This window comes from Burkholderia pseudomultivorans (assembly GCF_001718415.1).
GTDB lineage: Bacteria > Pseudomonadota > Gammaproteobacteria > Burkholderiales > Burkholderiaceae > Burkholderia > Burkholderia pseudomultivorans_A.
In genome coordinates, this window is sequence record NZ_CP013377.1 from 669,931 (window position 1) to 691,257 (window position 21,327).

Sequence of the window (21,327 nt, forward strand, 5' to 3'; positions counted from 1 at the left end):
AATTACATCTGTTCCGAAGACGCGAGCACAGAAAATCGTCTGGTGGTGTTGTTTTGCGGCGATGATGGGCTTCATCGTGTACGTGGTGTTGAAGAACATCTTTTTTAGTTGAACGACCGAGCACGGCGTATGCCGGGTTCGGTGTTTATGCTGACGTTGCAGGCCGACGACGTCGAGGCCGTTGTTGAGCGGCGAATTGTTCGTCGTGGTGGATGCGGTCCTGAATCTCCTGTTCGGTCATGTCGCGATTGGCGATGCGGTCGTGGTGATCGGGGGAGATGGTCAATTGCTGGAAGCGGTAATTGACGGAGAGCAGCACATGGCGCTGACGTTCTCGGATATCCGGAATCGTTCGGAATACGCTGCGAGCAGTGTCGGGATCAGCGCGGGCGGCGGCGTAGGCAACGGAGGGAACAGCTACGCGACGCATGGGCCGCAGAGCGGGAAGAACACCGGCGGTGCGTTGCCGCTCTTTGTCAGCGAGCGCGATAGCAGTAGCGCGACGACGAAGAGCGGGATCAGTGTCGGCAGCATCACGATCACGGACGAAGCGAATCAGCAACAGGACGTGGCGACGCTCAATCGTGATACGTCGAATCTGAACGGCACGGTGAACAGGACGCCGGATTTGCAGCAGGTGCTGGGCAGTCAGTCGGATCTGATCAACGCGGCTCAGGCGGCGGCGGAAGCGGTTGCGAAGCAGATCGGTCACTACGCGGACAGGAAGCGCGATGAAGCGCTGAAGAACGCGGACGGCGCGAGTGATCCGGCGCTCAAGGCTCGGTATCAGCAGGAGGCGCGTGACTGGGCAGAGGGCGGCGACAGCCGGACGGCGTTGCATGTTGCCGGTGGTGCGTTGACGGGTGGTTTGACGGGCGGCGGATTGGGCGCTGTGGGCGGGGCGGCGGGGGCGGGTTTGTCGGCGAAGCTTGCGCCTCGGTTGAATGAGATTGCCGAGTCGATCAGGGATGCAGGGCCGACGGGGAATGCGAATGTGGATGCGTTGTTGGGGAATCTGGCTTCGAACCTGCTGGCGGGTGGGGCGGGGGCGGTGGTTGGGGGTGGGGCTGGGGCGGCGATGTCAGCATCGGTGGATCGGTTCAATCGGCAGTTGCATCCGGATGAGAGGAAGTGGATTAAAGACAATGCGGCAAGTTACGCGAAGCAACAGGACATCACGTTGGAACAAGCGGTCAATGCGTTGACGGCTCAAGCGGATAGGCAGGTACAGAATGGTTCGCCGGGGGCGGATGATCCGGCCGCGCGGGCATTCCTGGGGAACGCACAGCGGCTAGGCCATATGCTGCCATCGGAAGGGGCCAGCGGGCCCGGGTATATGTTCTTTGCAACGCCGGAGCAGAAGGCGAATGTCGAGATGTACGCGAACTACTATTCGAACGGTGCGGGGATGAATGTGCCGAGCGACCAGGCGATAGTGAATTCGGCGGGCAGGGATCAGGCCTACCAGGATTTGTACGGAAGGCTGACGCTTGGTGCGGCGGCGGTTGCGACGGGGACTGCGGCAGGTGCACCAATCGCGGCGATGCCCGGTGTGCCGATATTTAGCACGGGTGGGTTGCTTGGTTCGAACTCGATGGCGTCGCCTGTTGGGACGGCGGTGATCGGTACGGGGATTGTTGCGGGTTCGCAGTACCTGCAAACCGGCCATATCAATTTGGTGGATTTGGGGGGGACGTTTGTCACGATCGTAGCTGGCTCGCATGGTCGCCTGTTGTGGAATGTTGGTGTGAACACGATTGGTGGGGCAACGACGACGGCACTGAATAACAACCTGCACGGCAAGAACGATAGTGTTGTAGCGGCGGGGGTAGGTAGTGGTGCACTGTCGAGTTTGGGTTACGGGATTGGGAAGTTGGGTGAATCTTGGATCAATTCGACAATAAAGCCAACAATTAATGCATCGAATTGGGATTCTGTAAATATGTGGTCTAGTAGTGGGTGGAATATTTTTAGACCCAACACTGCGGGCGTGATTGGCGGTGGAGTGATGGGGGGTATGGGGCAAGAGGCTATCGGGGCTGCGAATCCATTCACGAATTTAGGTGGCAAGAAGTGACAAGATGGCTTTTGGCGTTTATGGGCGCATGGGTTATTTGTACTTCCGGTGTCTATGTCGCGTGGGTGTTAGGGGTATGTATTAAATGTATCTTTATATCAGGGTGCCTTGGTCATTTGGGATTTAATGAAATTTTGGCTGCCGTGAATGGAAGAGGGGTGTTTGCACGCGGAACTCTTTTGGCAATCGCAATTACTTTCATAGCTTGGGCGAAAAGGAGATAGGGGTCGGGAAGTTGGGTTTCATCCGAGGTATTTTTTGTGGTGCAACCACAACGGCAAAGATCGGCCGAAGTAGAGGCCAGGAACCTGATCTTCTCCAGATTCGTTTTGTGAATAAAGCTAATCCTTGATGCGGAATTGGAAGCGCTTGGAATTCGATCAGTGGGAGGCGTGGGGCTAGGTAAAGGACGGTGACTGTCGGGCGGCGTTGCGTGGCGGCGGCTGTGAGCTGGCGGGCGGTTTGGTCAGCGGTGAAATTGTAGCAGTGGGTGAGGGTCCGCAAGCAATGATTCGTTTAATTATGTTTTTTATTTTTTCATTTGTGGTTTCGATATCTACTGTTGCGATTATAAAGATCGTTATTGTCTGTATGGCGGAATTCTTTTATCGAGAAAAATATGAGTGGAGCTACGAAGACGTCAGATTCGTCTTGATTCGGGGCTCGCTCATGGCTTTAGCGTTTTGTGTGCTCGGTTTGTGGAAGTATGTGAGTGTAAAGATGCATTTGAGAGAGTAGAAAATTTGAAGGTCGCGGGGAATTGCGAATGCTTGGGTCGACCGGGGAATGGGGGTTTCGAGCCCGTGCAAAAATTTTTCTGTTGAAATTGCGGCCGGCGGCACGAAGCGGAAGCTTGTAGATAATATGTGTCTGAATTGTAATTTAAAGAGGGATCCGGGGTGACAACCTGGAAGAATTCGGGTCGTGGTTCAAGTGAGTGAATGACATTTAAGTGAAGAGGGTGGAGGTGAGAAAGATTAAGGTGATCGAGGACGGGAATTTTCATCGATGGATAAGGTGGAGTTTGATCGTAATTGGCATCTCGGCGGTGTATATCGCTGTGCAGATTATTACCCGTCTATTTCGGGGGGTATCGTGTTGCTGGCAGGTTTCGGGATAGCGTTGGTCGGTGGAGCAGCCCCCTGAAACGCCGGACACAGTCACCCACTTACAATAACGGGTAGGCATAAGACTGTGTTTTTGACTAACACCAGGCAGGAAGTGATGGAAGTGTTGACGGGCCCGGAGCGCCGGCGGCGCTGGACGGCGGAGCAAAAGCTGGCGATGGTTCGCGAGAGTTTCGAACCAGGGAAGTCGGTTTCGATGGTCGCGCGGCAGCACGGCGTGAACCCGAACCAGCTGTTCCACTGGCGCAAGCTGTACCAGGATGGGAGCCTGTCAGCGGTCAAGGCTGGCGAGGAAGTGGTTCCGGCCTCAGAGCTGGCCGACGCGCTCAAGCAGATTCGCGAGCTGCAACGGATGCTCGGCAAGAAGACCATGGAGAACGAGATTCTCCGCGAAGCAGTCGAGTACGGCCGGGCAAAAAAATGGATAGCGCACTCGCCCTCGCTGCCGGAGGACGACCAGTGAAACTGGTTTGTGAAGTTCTCGGCGTGTCGCGCTCGAACGTATCGGCACGACTGTCGCGTCCGGCGACGTGGCGCGATGGCCGTCAATCGCGGCAGACGGACGATGCGAGCGTGGTCGAGGAAATCCGCCGAGTCGTCGGCGATTTGCCCAGCTATGGCTATCGCCGGGTGTGGGGCTCGCTGCGCAATGAACGCATTGCTGCCGGACAGGTGCCGTTCAATGCGAAGCGCATCTATCGCATCATGCGCACTCACGGTCTGCTGATGCAACGGCGTCCAGCCCCGCCTCGGCCGCAACGTCGGCACGATGGCAAGGTGGCCGTCGCGCGCAGCAATCAGCGATGGTGCTCGGACGGCTTCGAGTTCCGCTGCGACAACGGCGAGCCGCTGCGGGTGACGTTTGCGCTGGATTGCTGCGACCGAGAGGCGATGAGCTGGGCAGCCACGACAGCAGGTCACAGCGGCGACATCGTGCGCGACGTGATGCTGGCTGCAGTGGAAAATCGGTTTGGCAACGAACTGCATACCCCGTCCGAAATCGAGTGGCTGAGCGACAACGGTTCGGGCTACACGGCCGACGACACGCGCCGGTTCGCAGTGGCCATCGGCCTGAAGCCATTGACCACACCGGTGTGCAGCCCACAAAGTAATGGGATGGCAGAGAGCTTCGTGAAGACGATGAAACGCGACTACGTCGCCTTCATGCCGAAGCCGGACGCAGCGACTGCCGCACGCAACTTGGCCATCGCGTTCGAGCATTACAACGAGAAGCATCCCCATAGCGCGCTGAAATACCGCTCGCCTCGCGAGTTCCGGCGCTCGATGGATTCAGCAACCTTAGTGTGATGCCGTGTCCGGGATTACAGGGTCAACTCCAGTCGGTGGCTTTACGAACCGCGCCGCGATGTTGAAGATCAAGCCGTTCGACAACAGTTACAGGAAGGCGCGCGAGAGCTACAAGTCGAGTGGCGACGACGAAGATCAGCCGGAGTAGAGGCCGCGCCCCCGACCCTGGCCGGATTCGCTGTATGAACAGAGTGGATCCTTGACGGCGAATTGGGAATACTTTGGATCGGGCTAGCGGAGGCGTGGGATTGGGCAGGGGCGGCGACAGTCAGGCGGCTTTGAATGTCCGCTTCCCATGCTGACTTGCCGCCTTTCTATTGCCGGCGCGATCTCGGTGTGGAACGGACGTGTAGCACTCGGAAGGCATGCAAGTTCGCAGACGGTGCCTGCGTTCTTGTTGACTGGTGACGCCAGCGATTGCGATTCTTGAATCGACGTCGGCCTGCCGGGGGGTGTCAGGATTTCCGTGTTCAAGGCGGGTGGAGTAATTACACGGAAGGCCGAACGAATCGATCTGCGTAAAGGATAGCGAATTGGTTCATGGCCGTCTTCCAGTCGTGAGCGGCGCTCCCCCAGTTCGCGGTGATGTTGCGCAAGGCCAGCCAGATGAGCTTGGTGGCAGCCTCGTCGGTCGGGAAGTGACCACGGGTCTTGATGATCTTGCGCAACTGCGAGTTGATATTTTCAATCGCGTTCGTCGTGTAAATGATCTTGCGCACACCCGGCGGAAACGCAAAGAACGGGATCACGCGATCCCAGGCGTTGCGCCACGCGCTACTGACAGTCGGGAATTTCTGACCCCACGGCCCATCCGCAAACGCATCGAGTTCGGCCTGAGCGGCTTCCGCGCTGGGAGCGGCGTAGATCGGCTTGATCGCCGCGGCCAAGCCTCGGCGGTCCTTCCAACTGGCGTAATCGAGGCTGTTGCGGATGAGGTGGACGATGCAGGTCTGCAGCGTGGTGGCCGGGAACACGGCGGCCAGCGCTTCGGGCATGCCCTTGAGCCCGTCCGTGACGGCAATCAGGATGTCGTGAACGCCGCGCGTCTTCAGATCGTTGAACACCTTCATCCAGAACTTGGCCCCCTCGGTATTCTCGATCCACAGGCCCAGGATTTCCCGCGTGCCGTCGGGCAGCACGCCCAGCGCCAGATAGACCGCCTTGTTGCGCACGACGGCGTCTTCGCGAATCTTGACCCGCAGTGCGTCGAAAAACACGACCGGATACATCGGCTCAAGCGGTCGGGCCTGCCAGGCGGTTACTTCGGCCATGACCTCGTCGGTGACCGAACTGATGAAGTCGGGCGAGACCTCGGTGCCGTACTGTTCCAGCAAGAAGCCCTGAATCTCGCGTACGGTCATGCCTCGGGCATACATGGCGACGATCTTGTCGTCGAAGCCCGTGAAGCGCCGTTCGTGCTTGGGAATCAGGATGGGTTCGAAGCTGCCGTCGCGGTCACGCGGCACCTCGATACGGATCGGGCCGTCTTCGGTCAGAACCGTCTTGGCCCCTTTGCCGTTGCGCTGATTCGTGGCGTTGACCGGCTTGGCAGCACCGGGAGGGTAGCCGAGATGATGGTTCATCTCGCCGCCCAGCGCCCGTTCGATCAGCGCCTTCTTGAGCGCCAGCGTCGCGGCGTTGATGGCTTCGGCCGTCATCGGACCGTTGCCGAACTGCTCGAGCAGCTCGGCCGGAATCGCCGGCAGAGCCGCCGGCTGGGCTTTCGGTTTGCGAGGCATAAACTCTCCTTGGGAGCATGTTATGCCTTAAACACAAAATTCCTGACAGGCCCGCCTGCCGGGCCATCCGGCCTGGCACATCAGAACATATGAAGTTTTGACGCAGCGGGGGCATCCAATCCGCCGACCAATAACCGATCGACCTCGGCGTCGAATTAACGACGATCACCCTATTCAACAACGCCATCACACAAGCCTCAATTCCCTATACCTTCCGACGTTTTCTCGCGGGTGTTTCCCACTGGCTGACCGCGTGATTTTCCCCCTAAGATGAAGCAATCATGCGCGCGAAACGGTGCCTGCGCGCGCGTGACGGGAGGCTGGAGGCAGCGCCGGAAACGCGAGCGGATGTTTCCATCATGGATGCGAAAGTGCGCGCGTCGGCTGCTGGTCATGCGACAGTAAAGACGCCAACGAGCGCGGCGGCGATCGCCACGCGGACGACGTCCGGCCGACTCGGCGCGGCCACGTGGTTAGGCGACGCGCTGTTGGCAATCGTTTGCGTGCTGGGCATGGCGTTGACTGCACTCGCTGGGGCTTCCGTCGATGTGGATGGCGCAGCCGACACGATACGCATCGCTGCTCCCGCGAGCCGCGCCGATCCTGCGATCTCTCCCCGCGACATCGCCGTACGCCAGGTCGTACTCGGCATCGTCAGCTTCACGCGCTGGCCGGCGACGCCCGTCCATCTGCATCTGTGCGTGACGGGGCGGCCCGACTACGCGCGTGGCCTGACCGACACGCTGCAGGCCGGTTCGACGGTGCTCGACGTTCAGCATGTCGGTTTCGACGATTCCGCACTCGGCATCGCGTGCGACATCATCTATCTCGGCACGCTGAGCGACGACGAAAGGGCGCGGGTGCGAACCGCCGTGGCCGGCCATCCGGTGCTGACGATCGCGGAACACGATACGTCGTGCACTGCGGGCAGCATGTTCTGTCTCACTGTCGACGGCGAACGCGTGACCTTCGACATCAATCTCGACGCCGTCGCGCGCAGCGGCGTGCGAGTGCATCCGAACGTGCTCAATCTTGCGCGACGTCCGGGGGCGCCATGACACGTCCCGCGCCTCATGTGTCCCTCTCGCGGATATCGCGCCCGACGCTGCAAAGCGTATTGCGACGCGCGCACCTGCGTCTCGCATTCGTCGCCGTCGCGATGGCCGCCGTGTCGTTGATCGTCGTCGCTGTGATCGCGTTGCGCGCGTATGCCGGCAACAATCTGAACCTGCTGGCCCGCTCGCTCGGGTATACGGTCGAGGCGGCGCTCGTGTTCGGCGACCGCGTCGCGGCGGCCGAGGCGATCGCGCTAATCGCCAACGACGAGGATGTGGCGCAGGTGGTCGTCGCGGATCGCCAGGGCCGACCGTTCGCGACGTGGCAGTTGCCCGCCGCCAGCAAGATCGCGCGGCTCGAGCGCGTCGTCGCGGATGTTGCGCTGCCGGGACCCGTGGCCGTTCCGGTGATGCACGACGGCATGGTTGTCGGCTACGTCGTCGTGCGCGGCCGCGGGCATCAGTTCTTCGGCTTCCTGCTCGGCGGTGTCGGCGGCATTCTCGGCTGTCTTGCCATCAGCGTATTCGGCGCTTATGTCAGCTCGAAGCGGCTGCTGCACAGCATCGTCTCGCCGCTGCGCGCGCTGGCCGACGTCGCACATGCGGTGCGGCGCGAGCGCGCGTTCGCGCGGCGTGTCCAGCCCGTGCCGATCGCCGAACTGAACCAGCTCGGCAACGACTTCAATGCATTGCTCGACGAATTCGAAGACTGGCAGAACACGCTGCGCCACGAAAACGCGTCGCTGGAGCACAAGGCGACCCACGATGCGCTGACCGGCTTGCCCAATCGTGTGCAGTTCGAGTCGCGTCTCACGCTTGCGCTGGGCGACGCGGCGGCGACGGAGCACCGGGTCGCGATCCTGTATCTCGACTGCGACCGCTTCAAGGAGATCAACGATTGCTTCGGCCACGACGCCGGCGACGCGGCGCTGATCGGCATCGCGGCGCGCTTGCGCGAGCAGTTGCGTGAGACCGATCTGGTCGCCCGACTCGGCGGCGACGAATTCGCGGTGATGCTGACGGGGGTGCGTGACACGGAGAGCGTCGGACGTATCGTCGACGAAATGCTGGCCGGGATGGTGCCGTCGATCATGCTGTCGGATGGCCGCGCGGTGAACACGATGGTGAGTGTCGGGGTTGCGTTGTATCCGGATCATGCGTCGGATGCGAGCGGACTGGTGCGCGCGGCGGATGCTGCGATGTATCGGGCCAAGCGTACGCGGCCGGGGTCGTGGCAATTGGCCGAAGGCGTTGCGGGCCCGGCCTGATGTTTCGGGCCGCGCTCTGCGGACGGGGTGTCGCAAAAGGTTGAAAAAACGCGCGCGACGCGGGCGCGCATCGAAGGAGACGCGGCGATGAATAACTTGTTTCCTGTGAGCATTTGGCGGATCGGTGTCGGGAGCGTGCTGCTTCCATGCCTTCTGCTTGGGGGCTGCAAGACGCCGCCGCCGCTTCATCGCGGTCTGACGCAGACGCAGGTCACGGCGCTCAAGTCGGCCGGGTTCCAGGAGACCGGGCAGGGGTTCGAGTTCGGGTCGACCGGGCCGATTCTGTTCGATTTCGATCGGTATAACCTCAAGCCCGACGTGCGGCGGATCGTCGAGCGGATCGCGCGCACGCTCAGGTCGGCGGGGATCAACGGGGTGCGGGTGTACGGGTACTCGGATGACGAAGGCACGGATTCGTATGATCTGGAATTGTCCAGGCGCCGGGCGGAGGTAGTGGCGATCGAACTGGTGGATGTCGGGCTGGACGGGAAGCGGATCGTGGTGGTCGGGCGAGGGAAGAAGGATCCGGTGGGGGACAACCGGACGCCGGGAGGGCGGGCGCAGAACCGGAGGGCGGCGATTGTGGTTTCGCCGGGGTGAGGGGTTAAAGCCCACATTCGTGCGTGGCAATTGAGCGTGATTGCTCGCTGACATGCAAGTAGGTACATGGAATAAACCCTACCGATGCAGCTGACGTGTTGTCGGTGAGTCCTTCATCGTCAAGGATAATTGCTGGCATTCTTCGGAGCATCCGTGATAGCGCGAAGAGACCGCAAACACCAAAAAAACGGGATACCTGCAGCGACTGCGATCGTCGATTTGGATTCGTCGACGTTGAATATCGTGCTAGCAACAGTACGCTCAAGACGATAAAGAAGAGGGAGTCAATCAGAAGGACGGCGAGCCGCCCGCGGCTTCGGTAAGCGACGATGGGCCCGATATGCCCTCCGAGGTCGCTCGGACCTCGTCGCTGTAACGAATCGATTCGCGGCGGCTACGGCGACCATGCACCCACGTCCGTCATGTTCCGCCGGACGGTGGGCTTACAGGCTGTTCAGTGGCCGTGTCGCCGGCCTGCCGGGACAGGAGCCTGCTTCGATTGCCGGCTCAACATCAACGTGACGACAGCAGATACCGCCAACGTCGCGCCAACCACATATAACCCTGCGGAATACCCGCCGGTGATGTTCTTAAGCCAGCCAATTGCAAACGGGCCGACGAAACCCCCAAGATTGCCAACCGAGTTGATCATCGCGATTCCAGCAGCTGCACCGGCACCCGACAGGAACATGCTAGGCATCGCCCATAGCGGGGCCTTTGCCGCGCTGATTCCCACGTTCACGACCACGAGCGCCAGGATGATCATCAAGGCAGTCGTGGCATTGCCTGCGAATATGAATCCGAGGCATGCCACGACACAGGGAATGACCACATGCCACGTGCGTTCTTCAGTATGGTCCGAGTGCTTTGCCCAAACGATCATTGCAATCACGGCGAGGATGCTGGGTACGCCTGCCAGCAGGCCGGTCTCAAACGAGCCGAAGCCGTACTGACGGATGATCAGCGGCGCCCACAGCCCGAGCGTGTACAGCCCTGCTGACGTGCCGAAGTAAATCAGTGCAAGCGCCAGCACTCGCGGATCCCGCAACGCGCTGATTGCGCCCGCGGTATGTCCGGCATGCGACTGTTTCGCGTCTGCTTCCAATTTCATCTTCGCAATCAGCCATTCGCGCTCTTCCGGTTGAAGCCAGTGCGCTTTCGCTGGCGTATCCGTCAGATATTTGAGTACACAGAAGCCGAGTATGATCGCGGGCGCTGCTTCGAGGATATAGAGCATTTGCCAGTCAGCCAGCCCGGCGATCGGGGGCAGCTTCATGATCGCACCCGAAAGCGGCGAGCCGATCGCCGTCGAGATCGGCGCGGCAGCCATGAACCACGCCGCTGCAACGGCACGCTGACGTGACGGGAACCACAGGCTGAGATAGAGAATGATGCCGGGGAAGAAACCGGCTTCGGCGACGCCCAGAATGAAGCGCAACGCATAGAAGCTGTTCGGGCCGACGACGAATGCTGATGCCGCAGATACGATTCCCCATGACACCATCACGCGGGCAATCCACCGTCGCGCGCCGACCTTGTGAAGGATCAGGTTTGAGGGCACTTCGAAGAGGAAGTAGCCGATGAAGAACAGTCCGCCGCCGAGACCGAATGCCGTCGGTGACAGGCCAATGGCCTTGTTCATCGACAGCGCGGCGAAGCCCACATTGACACGGTCGAGAAAGCTCACGAAATACAACAGCATGACAAACGGAATGATCCGTATCATGAGCTTGCGGGAAACCCGGTTTTCGAGATCAGAAATCATTGTCTCCTCCTTGGAGGCTTGAGCAGTGCTCTATTTGGAAACGGAGTCAGCGCGCGACGCGCCCGTGGCCTCCGGATGCAGCCCTGGTCTGGGGCTCGCGCATGAGGCTCAAACGCTTTGGATAATGCGCAAGGGTCGCTTCACGGAATCTGCGCGATACGCAGCAGGTTGGTGCTGCCTGACGTGCCGAACGGCATCCCCGCCGAGATGACCACTGTCTCCCCTTGTTCGCCGAACCCTTCGGCACGCACGGTCTGACACGCAAGATCGCTAACTTCCAGTACGTCGACGACTTCCTTGCACAGGACCGGGTGCACCCCCCAAACCAGCGCCAGGCGACGCGCCGTGCCGTTTTGCGGTGTCATGCCAACGATCGGTGCGGACGGCCGTTCGCGCGACATGCACAGCGCGGAGTATCCCGAAGCCGTGTAGGCGACGGTCGCGACCGCGTTCAGCAGACCGGTGACATGTCGCATCGCGTAGCCGATCGCATCCGACGTGTTCGCACGCGGCGCGGCGTGGGATGCGGCGATGACTTCCCTGTAGTAGGGATCGCGTTCCGTCTGGGAGATGATGAGATCCATCATTCGCACGGCTTCGACTGGGTAGCCGCCGCTTGCCGATTCGGCAGACAGCATGACGGCGTCAGCACCGTCATAGATCGCGGTCGCGACATCCGAGGCTTCCGCACGTGTGGGCACGGGTGCCGCTACCATCGATTCCAGCATTTGCGTCGCGACGATGACCGGCTTTCCCGCCTTGCGACATGCGCGGACGATCCGCTTCTGGATTGCCGGGACATGTTCCGCTGGCATTTCGACGCCGAGGTCACCGCGCGCGACCATCACGGCGTCCGCTTCCTCGACGATGGCATCGAGACTGCTGATTGCCGCCGGCTTTTCGAGCTTTGCCACTATGCCGACGCTATCGCCGACAATTCTGCGGACCTCTACAATGTCGTCGACTCGCTGCACGAACGACAGGGCAAGCCAGTCGATGCCCAACGTCATGCCGAACGCCAGATCGCGCCGATCCTTTTCTGTCATTGCGGATACCGGCAGCACGACATCCGGCACATTCACGCCTTTACGCTCCGAGAGCGCGCCGCCGACGACGACCGTCGTTTCCGCGAAGCCTGCGCCACAGCGTTCGACTCGCAACCGGATCCGGCCATCGTCGAGCAGGAGGTTCGTCTGCGGCTTGAGGGCGGCGAAGATCTCAGGATGCGGCAGCGATACACGTACGTTGTCGCCGGGCGTTTGTGCGTCGAGGTCGAGTCGGAACGCAGCACCTTTCTCCAGCATGATCGGACCGTTCGCAAAGGTACCGATTCGCAGCTTCGGGCCTTGCAGGTCGAGCAGTACGCTGATCGGACGACCACTGTCTTCTTCGATCGAGCGGATGATGTCGAGACGTCGCCGGTGATCGTCGTGCGTGCCGTGACTGAAGTTCAGACGGAATACGTCGGCGCCCGCATGAAGCAGCGCTTCGATGGTCTCGCGGCTGGTGCTCGCCGGACCCAACGTCGCGACGATTTTGGCATTACGGTTGCGGCGCATCTATCAACTCCCTGAGATATCACCGTGATGAGCGGCAATGAAGATGGCACGAAAGTCATTGACGTTGGTCAGCGTTGGCCCGGTGATGACCGAGTCGCCCAGGGCTTGAAAAAATCCGTGCGCGTCGTTGTTTTCGAGGCGCTCCATTGGACGGATGCCGCGTTCGCGCGCCCGTTTCAACGTGTCGGGACGTAGCAACGCCCCAGCGATTTCTTCCTGACCGTCAACGCCGTCGGTGTCACCCGCGATGGCGAACACGCCGGGCTCGCCGTTCAGCGCAATCCCGAGCGACAGCAGAAATTCGGCGTTGCGGCCGCCGCGCCCGTCGCCGCGAATGGTGACGGTCGTTTCACCCCCGGAGAGCAAAACGCAGGGCGCCTGAAAGGGCTGGCCTCGCCGGTTCACCTGGCGGGCGATACCCGCCATCACCGTGCCTACGTCTCGGGCTTCGCCTTCGATTGCATCGCCAAGAATATGGACGTCGATTCCTGCTGCGCGAGGCTGCTTCGCTGCGGCTTCGAGTGCGAGCTGGGGCGTCGCGATCAGATGGGTTTCAATGTGAGGCAGGCGCGGATCACCCGGCTTCAGTGTTTCGGAGCTGCCGCTCTCCAATAGAGCGATCGCTGCCGGTGAAGCGCAAATTTCATAGCGACGCAGAACCTCAAGGGCATCCGAACATGTCGTCGCATCGGGAACGGTCGGGCCCGAGGCGATGTCGCGCGCGGCATCGGCGGGCACGTCGGAGATGATCAGATTGACGACGCGCGCCGGATAGCAGGCCGCCGCGAGACGGCCGCCTTTGATCGCCGACAGGTGCCGGCGCACGCAGTTCATTTCGGCAATCGTGGCGCCGCTGGCCAGCAGCGCCTGGTTGATTTCCTGTTTGTCCTGCAGTGTCAGGCCTTCGGCGGGTAGCGGTAGTAGAGACGAGCCACCGCCCGAGATAAGGCAAATAACAAGGTCGTCGGCCGTCAGGCCGGAGACGAGATCCAGCATGCGTTGCGCTGCCTTCAGGCCGTTCACGTCGGGAACGGGATGCGCAGCCTGGACGATCTCGATCCTCTCACACGGCACCGCATATCCGTAACGCGTGACGACGAGGCCTTCGAGCGGGGCAGGCCAGTGCTTTTCCACTGTTTGCGCCATTGCCGCTGACGCCTTGCCCGCGCCGACAACGATGGTGCGCCCGCGCGGCGGACTGGGCAGGAAACCGGGCACGCGAAGCGCGGGCTGTGCGGTCGCAATAGCGGTCTCGAACATGTCCTGCAACAGGCGCTCGACATCAAGCTCGCTATTTGCGCCGTCGCCTGCCGGCAGCGTGAAATGGGAGGGAGGCTTCATCTCCGCGCTCCAAAAGAAACAGGCCGCCTTTGTTTGACGGGAGTGAACATCTCGTCTCCTGCGTTATGTTCGGCGTTTGCTGGACGAGCCGGGTCACGGCCGCCGAATGGCGGACCGTGTAGGTCGGGCTCCGCTGGAGTTGACGACGAGACTTACGCCGCGTTGGCTTCAGGTGATGCCGCTTTCTCGATGAAGGCGCAAACGGCTGCTGTCACCTGCGCGGTCGTCGCCGTGCCGCCAAGGTCGCCGGTATGTAGTGACTTGTCCGCGGTCACCGCTTCGATGGCCTGCATCACGCGCTTCGCGGCATCGAATTCGCCGAGATGTTCGAGCAGCATGACGACCGACCAGAACGTGCCGACCGGATTGGCGAGGCCCTTACCCATAATGTCGAAAGCGGAGCCGTGGATCGGCTCGAACATCGACGGATAGCGGCGCTCCGGGTCGATGTTGCCCGTTGGCGCGATGCCGAGACTGCCGGCAAGCGCGGCGGCCAGGTCGCTGAGAATGTCGGCGTGCAGGTTGGTGGCAACGATCGTGTCGAGGGTCGCTGGGCGGTTGACCATGCGGGCCGTCGAGGCGTCGACCAACTCCTTGTCCCAATTGACGTCCGGGAATTCTTTGGAGACTTCGAGCGCGATCTCGTCCCACATCACCATCGCGTGACGTTGCGCGTTGCTTTTCGTGATTACGGTCAGCAGCTTGCGTGGACGGGACTGCGCGAGGCGGAAGGCGAAGCGCATGATTCGTTCGACGCCGGCGCGCGTCAGCATAGATACGTCCGTCGCGGCTTCAATCGGGTGTCCCTGATGGATACGTCCGCCAACACCGGAATATTCGCCTTCCGAGTTTTCGCGCACGATGACCCAGTTGAGGTCCTCCGGTTTGCAGCGCTTCAGCGGTCCATCAATGCCCGGCAGAATGCGGGTCGGGCGCACGTTGGCGTACTGGTCGAATCCCTGGCAGATTTTCAGGCGCAGGCCCCACAACGTGATGTGATCGGGGATGTCCGGGTCGCCCGCGGAACCGAACAGAATCGCATCCTTGTTGCGGATGGCTTCCAGCCCGTCTGCCGGCATCATGACGCCATGCTTGCGGTAGTAATCGCCGCCCCAGTCGAAGTTTTCGAATTCGAAGGCGAACGACTTCGTGGTTTTTGCAAGGGCTTCGAGAACTTGTGCGCCGGCGGGTACAACTTCCTTGCCGATTCCGTCGCCGGGGATAGTTGCGATGCGATAGGTCTTCATGTCTCCGTCCATCAGGTGTCGTGGCTGTAAGCGAACTCTACCCATCTCCGCATGCAAAAACCGGTGCTAAACTTAAAGCATCTTTAACCTGAATTCACAGGTGGACTCGTGCACGACACCGTCCAGCCGTCCGATCTGAGCTTTTTCTCCACGCTTGTCGCCTCGGGCAGCCTGAGCGCCGCGGCGCGCGAATTAGGGCTGACGCCAGCGGCAATCAGCAAGCGCCTGACACAGATGGAAAGCCGTGCGGGCGTGGGGCTGATCAATCGCACGACTCGCCGAATGATGCTGACCCCAGAGGGCGAGCTATATCTCCAACATGCGCGCCGGATTCTCGATGAGATTGACGAGCTGGCCGAGTTGCTTGGAACGGCCAAGAAAAGTCCCAAAGGGTTATTGCGGGTGAATGCGACGCTGGGCTTCGGGCGCAGCCATGTCGCGCCAGCGATTTCGCGGTTTGTCACGAAGTATCGTCAGGTATCGGTGCAGCTTCAGCTGTCGGTCACGCCTCCGCCCCTGACAGACGACGCCTTTGACGTCTGTATCCGGTTCGGCGAGCCACCGGACACGAGAGTGATTGCCCGGCGTCTCGCCGGCAATCGGCGCTTGCTCTGCGCCGCCCCGTCATACATCGCGTCGCACGGACTGCCGACCACGGCGCACGATCTGACACGCCATAACTGCATCGGGATTCGTCAGGGCGACGAAGCTTATGGCGTTTGGCGCCTGACTTCCGGCCGGGGCGCTTCACGCAAGACAGAGGCTGTCCGAATCAATGGCACTCTCACAACGAACGACGGCGAGATTGCCGTGAAATGGGCGCTTGAGGGACACGGCATCCTGATGAGGGCAGAGTGGGACATAAAGAGGTATCTGGCAGATGGCTCGTTAGTTCGTGTACTGCCCGACTACGAGACGCCGAACGCAGACATCTTCGCGGTCTATTCGCAACGACACCAGATGTCGAACCGCATACGCGCTTTCGTCGAATTTATCGCGCAGGATCTTCAAAGCGAAGTAGATCGGGGCGCGTAAAACCCGGGCACGGTTAGTAGTGGAGCGGATGAAGGAGTGATGCCGACTGGCCGCTAGTTACCGAACTGCGTAAGGTGGCCTGACGATAGCTATTGTGCAGCGCTTCCCGCAGCCGTGGCTCGGTCGTCTCGAAAGCGATGAGCGGATCTTCCTTCGGAAAGCTGCGGCAGCGGAGTATCGCCCGAATTTATCGGTTTGTTCGTCAACGACAGGATCACCGAAACGGCTACGAGAAGGGTGGCGCCACGCCGCGGCCGAGATCGCCGACAATCTGACATCGACAGTCCATTCATACGATCGCCTATGAACGCCAGGCCCTCCCGCTTCTTCATCGCCGGTGATATCGAAGCGCCTGTTTTTGTCCTGGACGGGATCGCTTCGGAATGGTTGTTCGTTTCAAAATTTTGGCAAAGGACGAACGCCTTGCTCGGAACAATGTTCGATCAGTTCGAAGAGGAAGTAGCCGGGCCCGCGACACTCAGAAAAATCGCAGATGAGCTTGCATGTCAAATTTGCGAACTTGAGGAACGGGAAGACGAGGTCATCAGCTTCGTATACAGATGGACGCCGCATGGGGAGGTCTACGTTCTTGAAACACCTCGAGCGACTCTGGTCTCGCACTTGGCAGCGACCCGTGCCTTTCTTTCGCTGGCCGCCGAAAATGGTGAAGTGCTCGAGCTGAGTCTTTGAGCAGATCAACAGTCAAATGGCTTGCGTAGCAGCCTTTCCTGACAGTCCAGCGCCCATGAAACCAGTTCTGCAGATTACGTCACCATCCGATGCCGACATCCTCGTCGATATTCGTATTGCCGCCATGCGGGAGAGTCTGTCGCGCATCGGTCGCTTCGATCCGCAGCGTGCACGAGAACGCTTCCTGGCGTCATTCGATGCCGCACTGTGCCGGTTCATCGAGGTCGATGGTGTTCGAGTAGGTCTCGTCATGGTGCGTCCACTGGATGACTACTGGCTTCTCGACCATCTTTATGTCTTGCCCGAATACCAGGGCAAAGGCATTGGTGCGGCCGTTTTACAGGAAGTCTTCAAGCGTGCTGACGCGCGGCGTATGCCGATCCGCGTGGGAGCTTTACGCGACAGCGACGCGAACGGCTTCTACCAGCGGCACGGCTTCGTGCGAACCGACGAAGCGGAGTGGGACATCTACTACGAACGCCAGCCACATCTCGACTGACCATTTTCGCCTCCACGACTACGGTTGAGCACTATCACGCCGCAGTGTCCGAGTTTCCCGCGCACACACCCGCAACGAAGCAATTTCCTTTCGAACCGCACGCAGATCGTACAGTTGAACAACCTGCGTATCGGCATTTCCCGGCTCCGAACCGATCCGAAGCACGCGTTCCTCATCCGCCGACACAAATACGGCGTCATTCGACGGAACGGGAAACAAACTCCTCAGCGGCATCGGATAGTCATCAACCCGCTTTAGCTCTCCACGCGAGAAAAGCCGCTTTACATCCGACTCGGGCATCCTGGTTCGCAACAAATAGAACATCCCGACCACAGTCCCGGACCCGTCATTCCCCCAAACCGAGATCCTCGCCGCCGAACTGCTCCCCGGAATTTTGCAATCACCGTGTTCCCAGTCGGACATCAAATTGACGTAGACATCAGTGCATCCGACGTCATTGGAAAACCAATTCGTACCTATGGCCTTCGACATGGCGCGCTTCGCATCGTCCATCGAATGCCCGAGCACGTCGTCGGGCATCGGGCACGTCTGCGCGAACGCACTTTGCAATGCGCATGAGAGCAGAGCCGAAACTAGGAAGCGAGATGGTTTCATGCGAGAAAAGTCCTGGCTGTATTCGAAGATATGGACCGGAAAAGCACCATGTCCGCCCAAGCATGCACACAGGACCGATATCGATTCATTCGAACTGTTTCGAATAGTGAATTTCAGCGATATCGTCCCGACGCGGATCACCGTTCGACTTCCCAGAGCAGTTTCCCTTTTTGCCATCAGAAAACACAGCGATTTCAATCACTGCTCAACCGGAACCTATACCTAACGGCTAACAAGCACTCAAGCCGAAAACATCGCGCGTCAACAATGATCTAATAGACGTTGTTCACGCGTATATTGCTGATCCCGAATCCAACCGCCGCAACGAAGGAGGAATCCAAATCATCAAAGCACCGCAGTAAACGAGCGCGGGCCGCAAGTGCTAGGAACACTCACGACCCGCTAACCAAAGTCAACTAAGCAGGAGTTGCCATGGCTAAGGCAAATGATAAATCACGTCCCCCGATCACGGAACGTTACGTGACGATCCAGGAGTCCTGGGGTATTCCGAAGGCCTGGGGCAGGAAGCCGGAAACGTTCTACCCGTGGTTGAGAATCGGCGGAATGTGGCTGATCAACGACGCGGGATTCATCCCGGGCCGAAAGGCGCGGATAACGGTCGAGCCGGGCAGACTGATCCTCACGGCGATGTGACCGAACCCCGGCACCGCACCGCGCATCGCTGGCGAGCATCAAACATCACCACGCAATATTGCACGACGACCGCGACGTCCCCGCACCGCCCGTGGCGGTGCAATGCGATCCTGCGCCGTTGTCGTAGAACGTCCGCGTCTCCGGTTGCGACACCGACGGATCGAACGGATTCGGCGCCGCGCCGCGCGCCGCATCGAAGGGGCGCGTCGGCGCATACGTGCCGCCGCGACCAGCCGCGTGCGACCCATTGGCCCGCAGATACTCGTTCCAGTTCTGCGCGCGCTGTTCAGGCGCGGGCAATGCCCGACCGAGGCTATCGCTGCCGCCGGCACCCAGCGCGACGCGATTCGCCGGCCATGCCGGATCGTGTTCGCGCGGATCCGGTGAGGGTTGCGGCGCAAGCGTATCGCCCGACACGCTCAGCGGCCGCGTATCCGGCATATCGAACGGGCTGCGTTCGGCGGGCGCAGCGTACCGTTCGCGACGAGGCGCGCGTGCGGGATGCCCATCGTCCTGAGCGACGCCAAGACGCGCCGCACGAAAAACATTGGCGCCGCCCGAGCGTGCGTCCAACGTATCGCGCGCCGACGCATCGACTGCAGAAACGGAAAGAGAAAACGCACAAACAACGGCGGCAACGGCGGCGGAAGGAAAACGGAAACGGTGATTCATGTGTGATCCGAAGCAGGTGACATGCGAGGGAAAGACGGCAGATCACTGGCTGGCGGCTGGGCGACGGAAGGTCGTCGAAGCGGCCCTGACGCGACTCCGAAGCGACTTCGAAGCGCGGTAGAGGCGAACCGGAGGAGGGCTGGCTGGATTGCAGAAACGGATTCGTATTATTTCATAAAAATAACAACTAGCTTTCCATATAGTCGTGAGTGTCGGTAAGCAGAAAGAGAGTGCACCTCACGGCAGTGCCCCACCGTGGTGCCGGCTCGCCAAATCATCAGTTGATTGATTTACGGCGATCGGTCCCTCTATAGACCGCAAACCCACGAAACGCCATCAAAGAACCGCCGGATCCCCCGCCCAGCAAGGCGTTGAGCCGATCCGCCCCAGCTCGTCGCAACCCGATTGCACTCAAGGCAAACGTTATCGCTCCCGCAAAGTTGCGCCCGGAGCGCCACCCGCCGCGTCAAAAAGTCTCCGTGTTTTCCCTCAGACGCCCGGCATTTTTGACAGATGAATTAAAAACGACCATATAATTTCGACTGCCTTGCCAACGGCTGTCGGACCATCCCTCCGATCCAGCGAGTTGGCAAGCGGGGCAGGCGAAACGCTTGCGCAATGCAAGACGCATCACGATGTCTTTCCGAACCAGACGTCCCCTTTCGGGGACTGCAAGAGCCGGGCCCCGCACGCATCATTCATCCGCAGGTCCGTCTTCGAGTGTCTCGGGCGTGTCCCATGTTCTCGCCCCGGGTGCTGTTCGATTGCGCAAGTCATGCCGCCTTTGCCCGTATGACTAACAACATCGAGGAGCTCCTGATGACGCTGTCCCGTCTTACGTCCATTTCCGTCGCCGCCGTGCTGTTCGCCGCCGGCGCCGCTGCCGCGCAAGCGGAAACCGTGAAGATCGCCATCGCCGGCCCGATGAGCGGCTCGGTCGCGCAGTACGGCGACATGGTGAAAGCCGGCGCGCTGACCGCGATCGAACAGATCAACGCGGCAGGCGGTGCGGGCGGCAACAAGTTCGAAGTGGTGATGATGGACGACGCATGCGAACCGAAGCAGGCCGTCGCCGTCGCCAACAAGATCGTCAGCCAGAAGATCAAGTACGTGATCGGCCACGTGTGCTCGGGTTCGACGATCCCGGCATCCGACATCTACGAGAACGAAGGCATCGTGATGGTCACGCCGTCGGCCACCGCGCCGCAGCTGACCGAAGGCAAGAAGCGCCACTTCATCTTCCGCACGATCGGCCGTGACGACCAGCAAGGCCCGGCCGCCGCGCAGTACATCATCAACCACGTGAAGCCGAAGAAGGTCGCGGTCCTGCACGACAAGCAGTCGTACGGCCAGGGCATCGCGTCGTCGGTGAAGAAGGACCTCGAAGCCGCGAAGATCCCGGTCGTGCTGTTCGAAGGCATCAACGCCGGCGATTCGGACTACTCGGCGATCATCACCAAGCTGAAGTCGCAAGGCGTCGATTTCGTCTACTTCGGCGGCTACCACCCGGAAATGGGCCTGCTGATGCGCCAGGCGCGCGAGCAGGGCGTGAAGGCAACCTTCATGGGGCCTGAAGGCGTCGGCAACAAGGACGTGACGGCGATCGCCGGCCCGGCGTCGGAAGGCATGCTGGTCACGCTGCCGGCCGACTTCTCTGCCGATCCGGCCAACGCGGCGCTCGTGAAGGCGTTCGCGGACAAGAAGCGCGATCCGAACGGTCCGTTCCAGATGCCGGCGTACGCCGCGGTGAAGATCATCGCCGACTCGATCGCGGGAGCGAAGACGACCGACCCGACGAAGGTCGCCGCGTACATGCACAAGACGACGTTCGACACGCCGATCGGCAAGGTCGCGTATGACGCACAGGGCGACCTGAAGGCGTTCAAGTTCGTCGTCTACACGTGGCACAAGGACGCGACGAAGACCGCCGCCAAGTAAGACGGAGTACCCGCCCGCGCACCCGCCCTGTCCGAGACCCGGACGGGGCGGGTGCGTATTGGTCGCGCATCTGCCCATTGCGCGGCCGGCGGGCGGCCCGAGACGACACCGTGCGTTGCGCGCGGCCGAACGCCGTGA

The 21,327-nt window shown here is 60.6% G+C and carries 18 protein-coding genes; 10 read left to right on the top strand and 8 right to left on the bottom strand.

All coding sequences use genetic code 11. The features are described 5' to 3' along the window. The first annotated feature begins 184 nt into the window (after positions 1-184). Together WS57_RS37905 and WS57_RS02855 are read left to right on the top strand one after the other, a co-directional pair. The gene (locus tag WS57_RS37905) at positions 185-2,077 is read left to right on the top strand and encodes a hypothetical protein (RefSeq protein WP_230945522.1); all 1,893 of its coding nucleotides are present in this window, start codon (positions 185-187) and stop codon (positions 2,075-2,077) included. 1,224 nt (positions 2,078-3,301) lie between these two features. Continuing rightward, a protein-coding gene (locus WS57_RS02855; protein WP_155774291.1) for an IS3 family transposase occupies positions 3,302-4,512 on the top strand; the annotation gives its coding sequence in 2 pieces (ribosomal slippage) (positions 3,302-3,617 and positions 3,617-4,512; 1,212 coding nt in all). 488 nt (positions 4,513-5,000) lie between these two features. On the opposite strand, the gene WS57_RS02860 is transcribed toward WS57_RS02855, so the two are convergent. Then, complete coding sequence (locus tag WS57_RS02860) at positions 5,001-6,251, bottom strand: IS256 family transposase (RefSeq protein ID WP_038455837.1); 1,251 nt, start codon at positions 6,249-6,251, stop codon at positions 5,001-5,003. A 359-nt stretch (positions 6,252-6,610) separates the two neighbouring features. Between WS57_RS02860 and WS57_RS02865 the strand changes: the two genes are divergently transcribed. From WS57_RS02865 to WS57_RS02875, 3 genes are all read left to right on the top strand, one after another. After that, a complete protein-coding gene (locus tag WS57_RS02865; RefSeq protein ID WP_059513165.1) occupies positions 6,611-7,309 on the top strand; it encodes a YfiR family protein in 699 nt (232 codons plus the stop codon). After that, positions 7,306-8,574: a diguanylate cyclase domain-containing protein gene (locus WS57_RS02870; protein WP_069243722.1), complete on the top strand. Its 1,269-nt coding sequence runs from the start codon at positions 7,306-7,308 to the stop codon at positions 8,572-8,574. Before WS57_RS02865 ends, WS57_RS02870 begins: the two co-directional genes overlap by 4 nt. Positions 8,575-8,661: 87 nt before the next feature. Beyond that, on the top strand, positions 8,662-9,174 hold the full coding sequence (locus WS57_RS02875; protein ID WP_059513170.1) for an OmpA family protein: 513 nt from the start codon (positions 8,662-8,664) through the stop codon (positions 9,172-9,174). Positions 9,175-9,178: 4 nt separating this feature from the next. On the opposite strand, the gene WS57_RS38350 is transcribed toward WS57_RS02875, so the two are convergent. The 5 genes from WS57_RS38350 to WS57_RS02895 form a co-directional block, all read right to left on the bottom strand. Further along, the gene (locus WS57_RS38350; RefSeq protein ID WP_420481034.1) at positions 9,179-9,439 is read right to left on the bottom strand and encodes a hypothetical protein; all 261 of its coding nucleotides are present in this window, start codon (positions 9,437-9,439) and stop codon (positions 9,179-9,181) included. Positions 9,440-9,628: 189 nt separating this feature from the next. Then, positions 9,629-10,939: an MFS transporter gene (locus WS57_RS02880; protein WP_040131142.1), complete on the bottom strand. Its 1,311-nt coding sequence runs from the start codon at positions 10,937-10,939 to the stop codon at positions 9,629-9,631. 140 nt (positions 10,940-11,079) lie between these two features. After that, positions 11,080-12,498 carry a pyruvate kinase gene (gene pyk, locus WS57_RS02885; protein WP_069243723.1) on the bottom strand — a complete coding sequence of 473 codons (1,419 nt, stop codon included), beginning with the start codon at positions 12,496-12,498 and terminating at the stop codon, positions 11,080-11,082. A gap of 3 nt (positions 12,499-12,501) precedes the next feature. Continuing rightward, on the bottom strand, positions 12,502-13,839 hold the full coding sequence (locus tag WS57_RS02890) for a glycerate kinase type-2 family protein (protein WP_009687591.1): 1,338 nt from the start codon (positions 13,837-13,839) through the stop codon (positions 12,502-12,504). 152 nt (positions 13,840-13,991) lie between these two features. Beyond that, a complete protein-coding gene (locus WS57_RS02895) occupies positions 13,992-15,086 on the bottom strand; it encodes a tartrate dehydrogenase (protein ID WP_059513174.1) in 1,095 nt (364 codons plus the stop codon). A 108-nt stretch (positions 15,087-15,194) separates the two neighbouring features. On the opposite strand from WS57_RS02895, the gene WS57_RS02900 reads away from it, so the two are divergent. The 3 genes from WS57_RS02900 (at position 15,195) to WS57_RS02910 (ending at position 17,310) form a co-directional block, all read left to right on the top strand. Continuing rightward, positions 15,195-16,121 carry a LysR family transcriptional regulator gene (locus WS57_RS02900; RefSeq protein WP_009687593.1) on the top strand — a complete coding sequence of 309 codons (927 nt, stop codon included), beginning with the start codon at positions 15,195-15,197 and terminating at the stop codon, positions 16,119-16,121. Between the two features lie 303 nt (positions 16,122-16,424). Then, complete coding sequence (locus WS57_RS02905; RefSeq protein WP_009687594.1) at positions 16,425-16,811, top strand: hypothetical protein; 387 nt, start codon at positions 16,425-16,427, stop codon at positions 16,809-16,811. Between the two features lie 55 nt (positions 16,812-16,866). Further along, positions 16,867-17,310, top strand: a complete 444-nt coding sequence (locus tag WS57_RS02910; protein ID WP_009687595.1) for a GNAT family N-acetyltransferase — start codon at positions 16,867-16,869, stop codon at positions 17,308-17,310. 18 nt (positions 17,311-17,328) lie between these two features. Here the strand turns inward: WS57_RS02910 and WS57_RS02915 are convergent, their stop codons facing one another. Further along, entirely contained in the window at positions 17,329-17,925 is a 597-nt protein-coding gene (locus WS57_RS02915; RefSeq protein ID WP_167361715.1) for a hypothetical protein, read from the bottom strand. A gap of 432 nt (positions 17,926-18,357) precedes the next feature. Here WS57_RS02915 and WS57_RS02920 point away from each other — a divergent pair, with 432 nt between their 5' ends. After that, positions 18,358-18,579: a SymE family type I addiction module toxin gene (locus tag WS57_RS02920; protein WP_059513176.1), complete on the top strand. Its 222-nt coding sequence runs from the start codon at positions 18,358-18,360 to the stop codon at positions 18,577-18,579. 45 nt (positions 18,580-18,624) lie between these two features. Here WS57_RS02920 and WS57_RS02925 read toward each other — a convergent pair whose 3' ends face one another. Further along, positions 18,625-19,251, bottom strand: coding sequence for a hypothetical protein (locus tag WS57_RS02925; RefSeq protein ID WP_069243724.1), 627 nt, complete (start codon positions 19,249-19,251; stop codon positions 18,625-18,627). An 819-nt stretch (positions 19,252-20,070) separates the two neighbouring features. Here WS57_RS02925 and WS57_RS02930 point away from each other — a divergent pair. Then, complete coding sequence (locus tag WS57_RS02930; protein ID WP_009687598.1) at positions 20,071-21,189, top strand: branched-chain amino acid ABC transporter substrate-binding protein; 1,119 nt, start codon at positions 20,071-20,073, stop codon at positions 21,187-21,189. The last annotated feature ends 138 nt before the right edge of the window (positions 21,190-21,327 follow it).

What these genes read in the sequence shown, in the direction of transcription:
- pyk (WP_069243723.1), bottom strand. Translation starts at nt 12,498, where the DNA reads ATGCGCCGCAACCGTAATGCCAAAATCGTCGCGACGTTGGGTCCGGCG.
- WS57_RS02895 (WP_059513174.1), bottom strand. Translation starts at nt 15,086, where the DNA reads ATGAAGACCTATCGCATCGCAACTATCCCCGGCGACGGAATCGGCAAG.
- WS57_RS02870 (WP_069243722.1), top strand. Translation starts at nt 7,306, where the DNA reads ATGACACGTCCCGCGCCTCATGTGTCCCTCTCGCGGATATCGCGCCCG.
- WS57_RS02880 (WP_040131142.1), bottom strand. Translation starts at nt 10,939, where the DNA reads ATGATTTCTGATCTCGAAAACCGGGTTTCCCGCAAGCTCATGATACGG.
- WS57_RS02920 (WP_059513176.1), top strand. Translation starts at nt 18,358, where the DNA reads ATGGCTAAGGCAAATGATAAATCACGTCCCCCGATCACGGAACGTTAC.
- WS57_RS02890 (WP_009687591.1), bottom strand. Translation starts at nt 13,839, where the DNA reads ATGAAGCCTCCCTCCCATTTCACGCTGCCGGCAGGCGACGGCGCAAAT.
- WS57_RS02910 (WP_009687595.1), top strand. Translation starts at nt 16,867, where the DNA reads ATGAAACCAGTTCTGCAGATTACGTCACCATCCGATGCCGACATCCTC.
- WS57_RS02930 (WP_009687598.1), top strand. Translation starts at nt 20,071, where the DNA reads ATGACGCTGTCCCGTCTTACGTCCATTTCCGTCGCCGCCGTGCTGTTC.
- WS57_RS02875 (WP_059513170.1), top strand. Translation starts at nt 8,662, where the DNA reads ATGAATAACTTGTTTCCTGTGAGCATTTGGCGGATCGGTGTCGGGAGC.
- WS57_RS02905 (WP_009687594.1), top strand. Translation starts at nt 16,425, where the DNA reads ATGAACGCCAGGCCCTCCCGCTTCTTCATCGCCGGTGATATCGAAGCG.
- WS57_RS02925 (WP_069243724.1), bottom strand. Translation starts at nt 19,251, where the DNA reads ATGAATCACCGTTTCCGTTTTCCTTCCGCCGCCGTTGCCGCCGTTGTT.
- WS57_RS02915 (WP_167361715.1), bottom strand. Translation starts at nt 17,925, where the DNA reads ATGAAACCATCTCGCTTCCTAGTTTCGGCTCTGCTCTCATGCGCATTG.
- WS57_RS02865 (WP_059513165.1), top strand. Translation starts at nt 6,611, where the DNA reads ATGGATGCGAAAGTGCGCGCGTCGGCTGCTGGTCATGCGACAGTAAAG.
- WS57_RS02860 (WP_038455837.1), bottom strand. Translation starts at nt 6,251, where the DNA reads ATGCCTCGCAAACCGAAAGCCCAGCCGGCGGCTCTGCCGGCGATTCCG.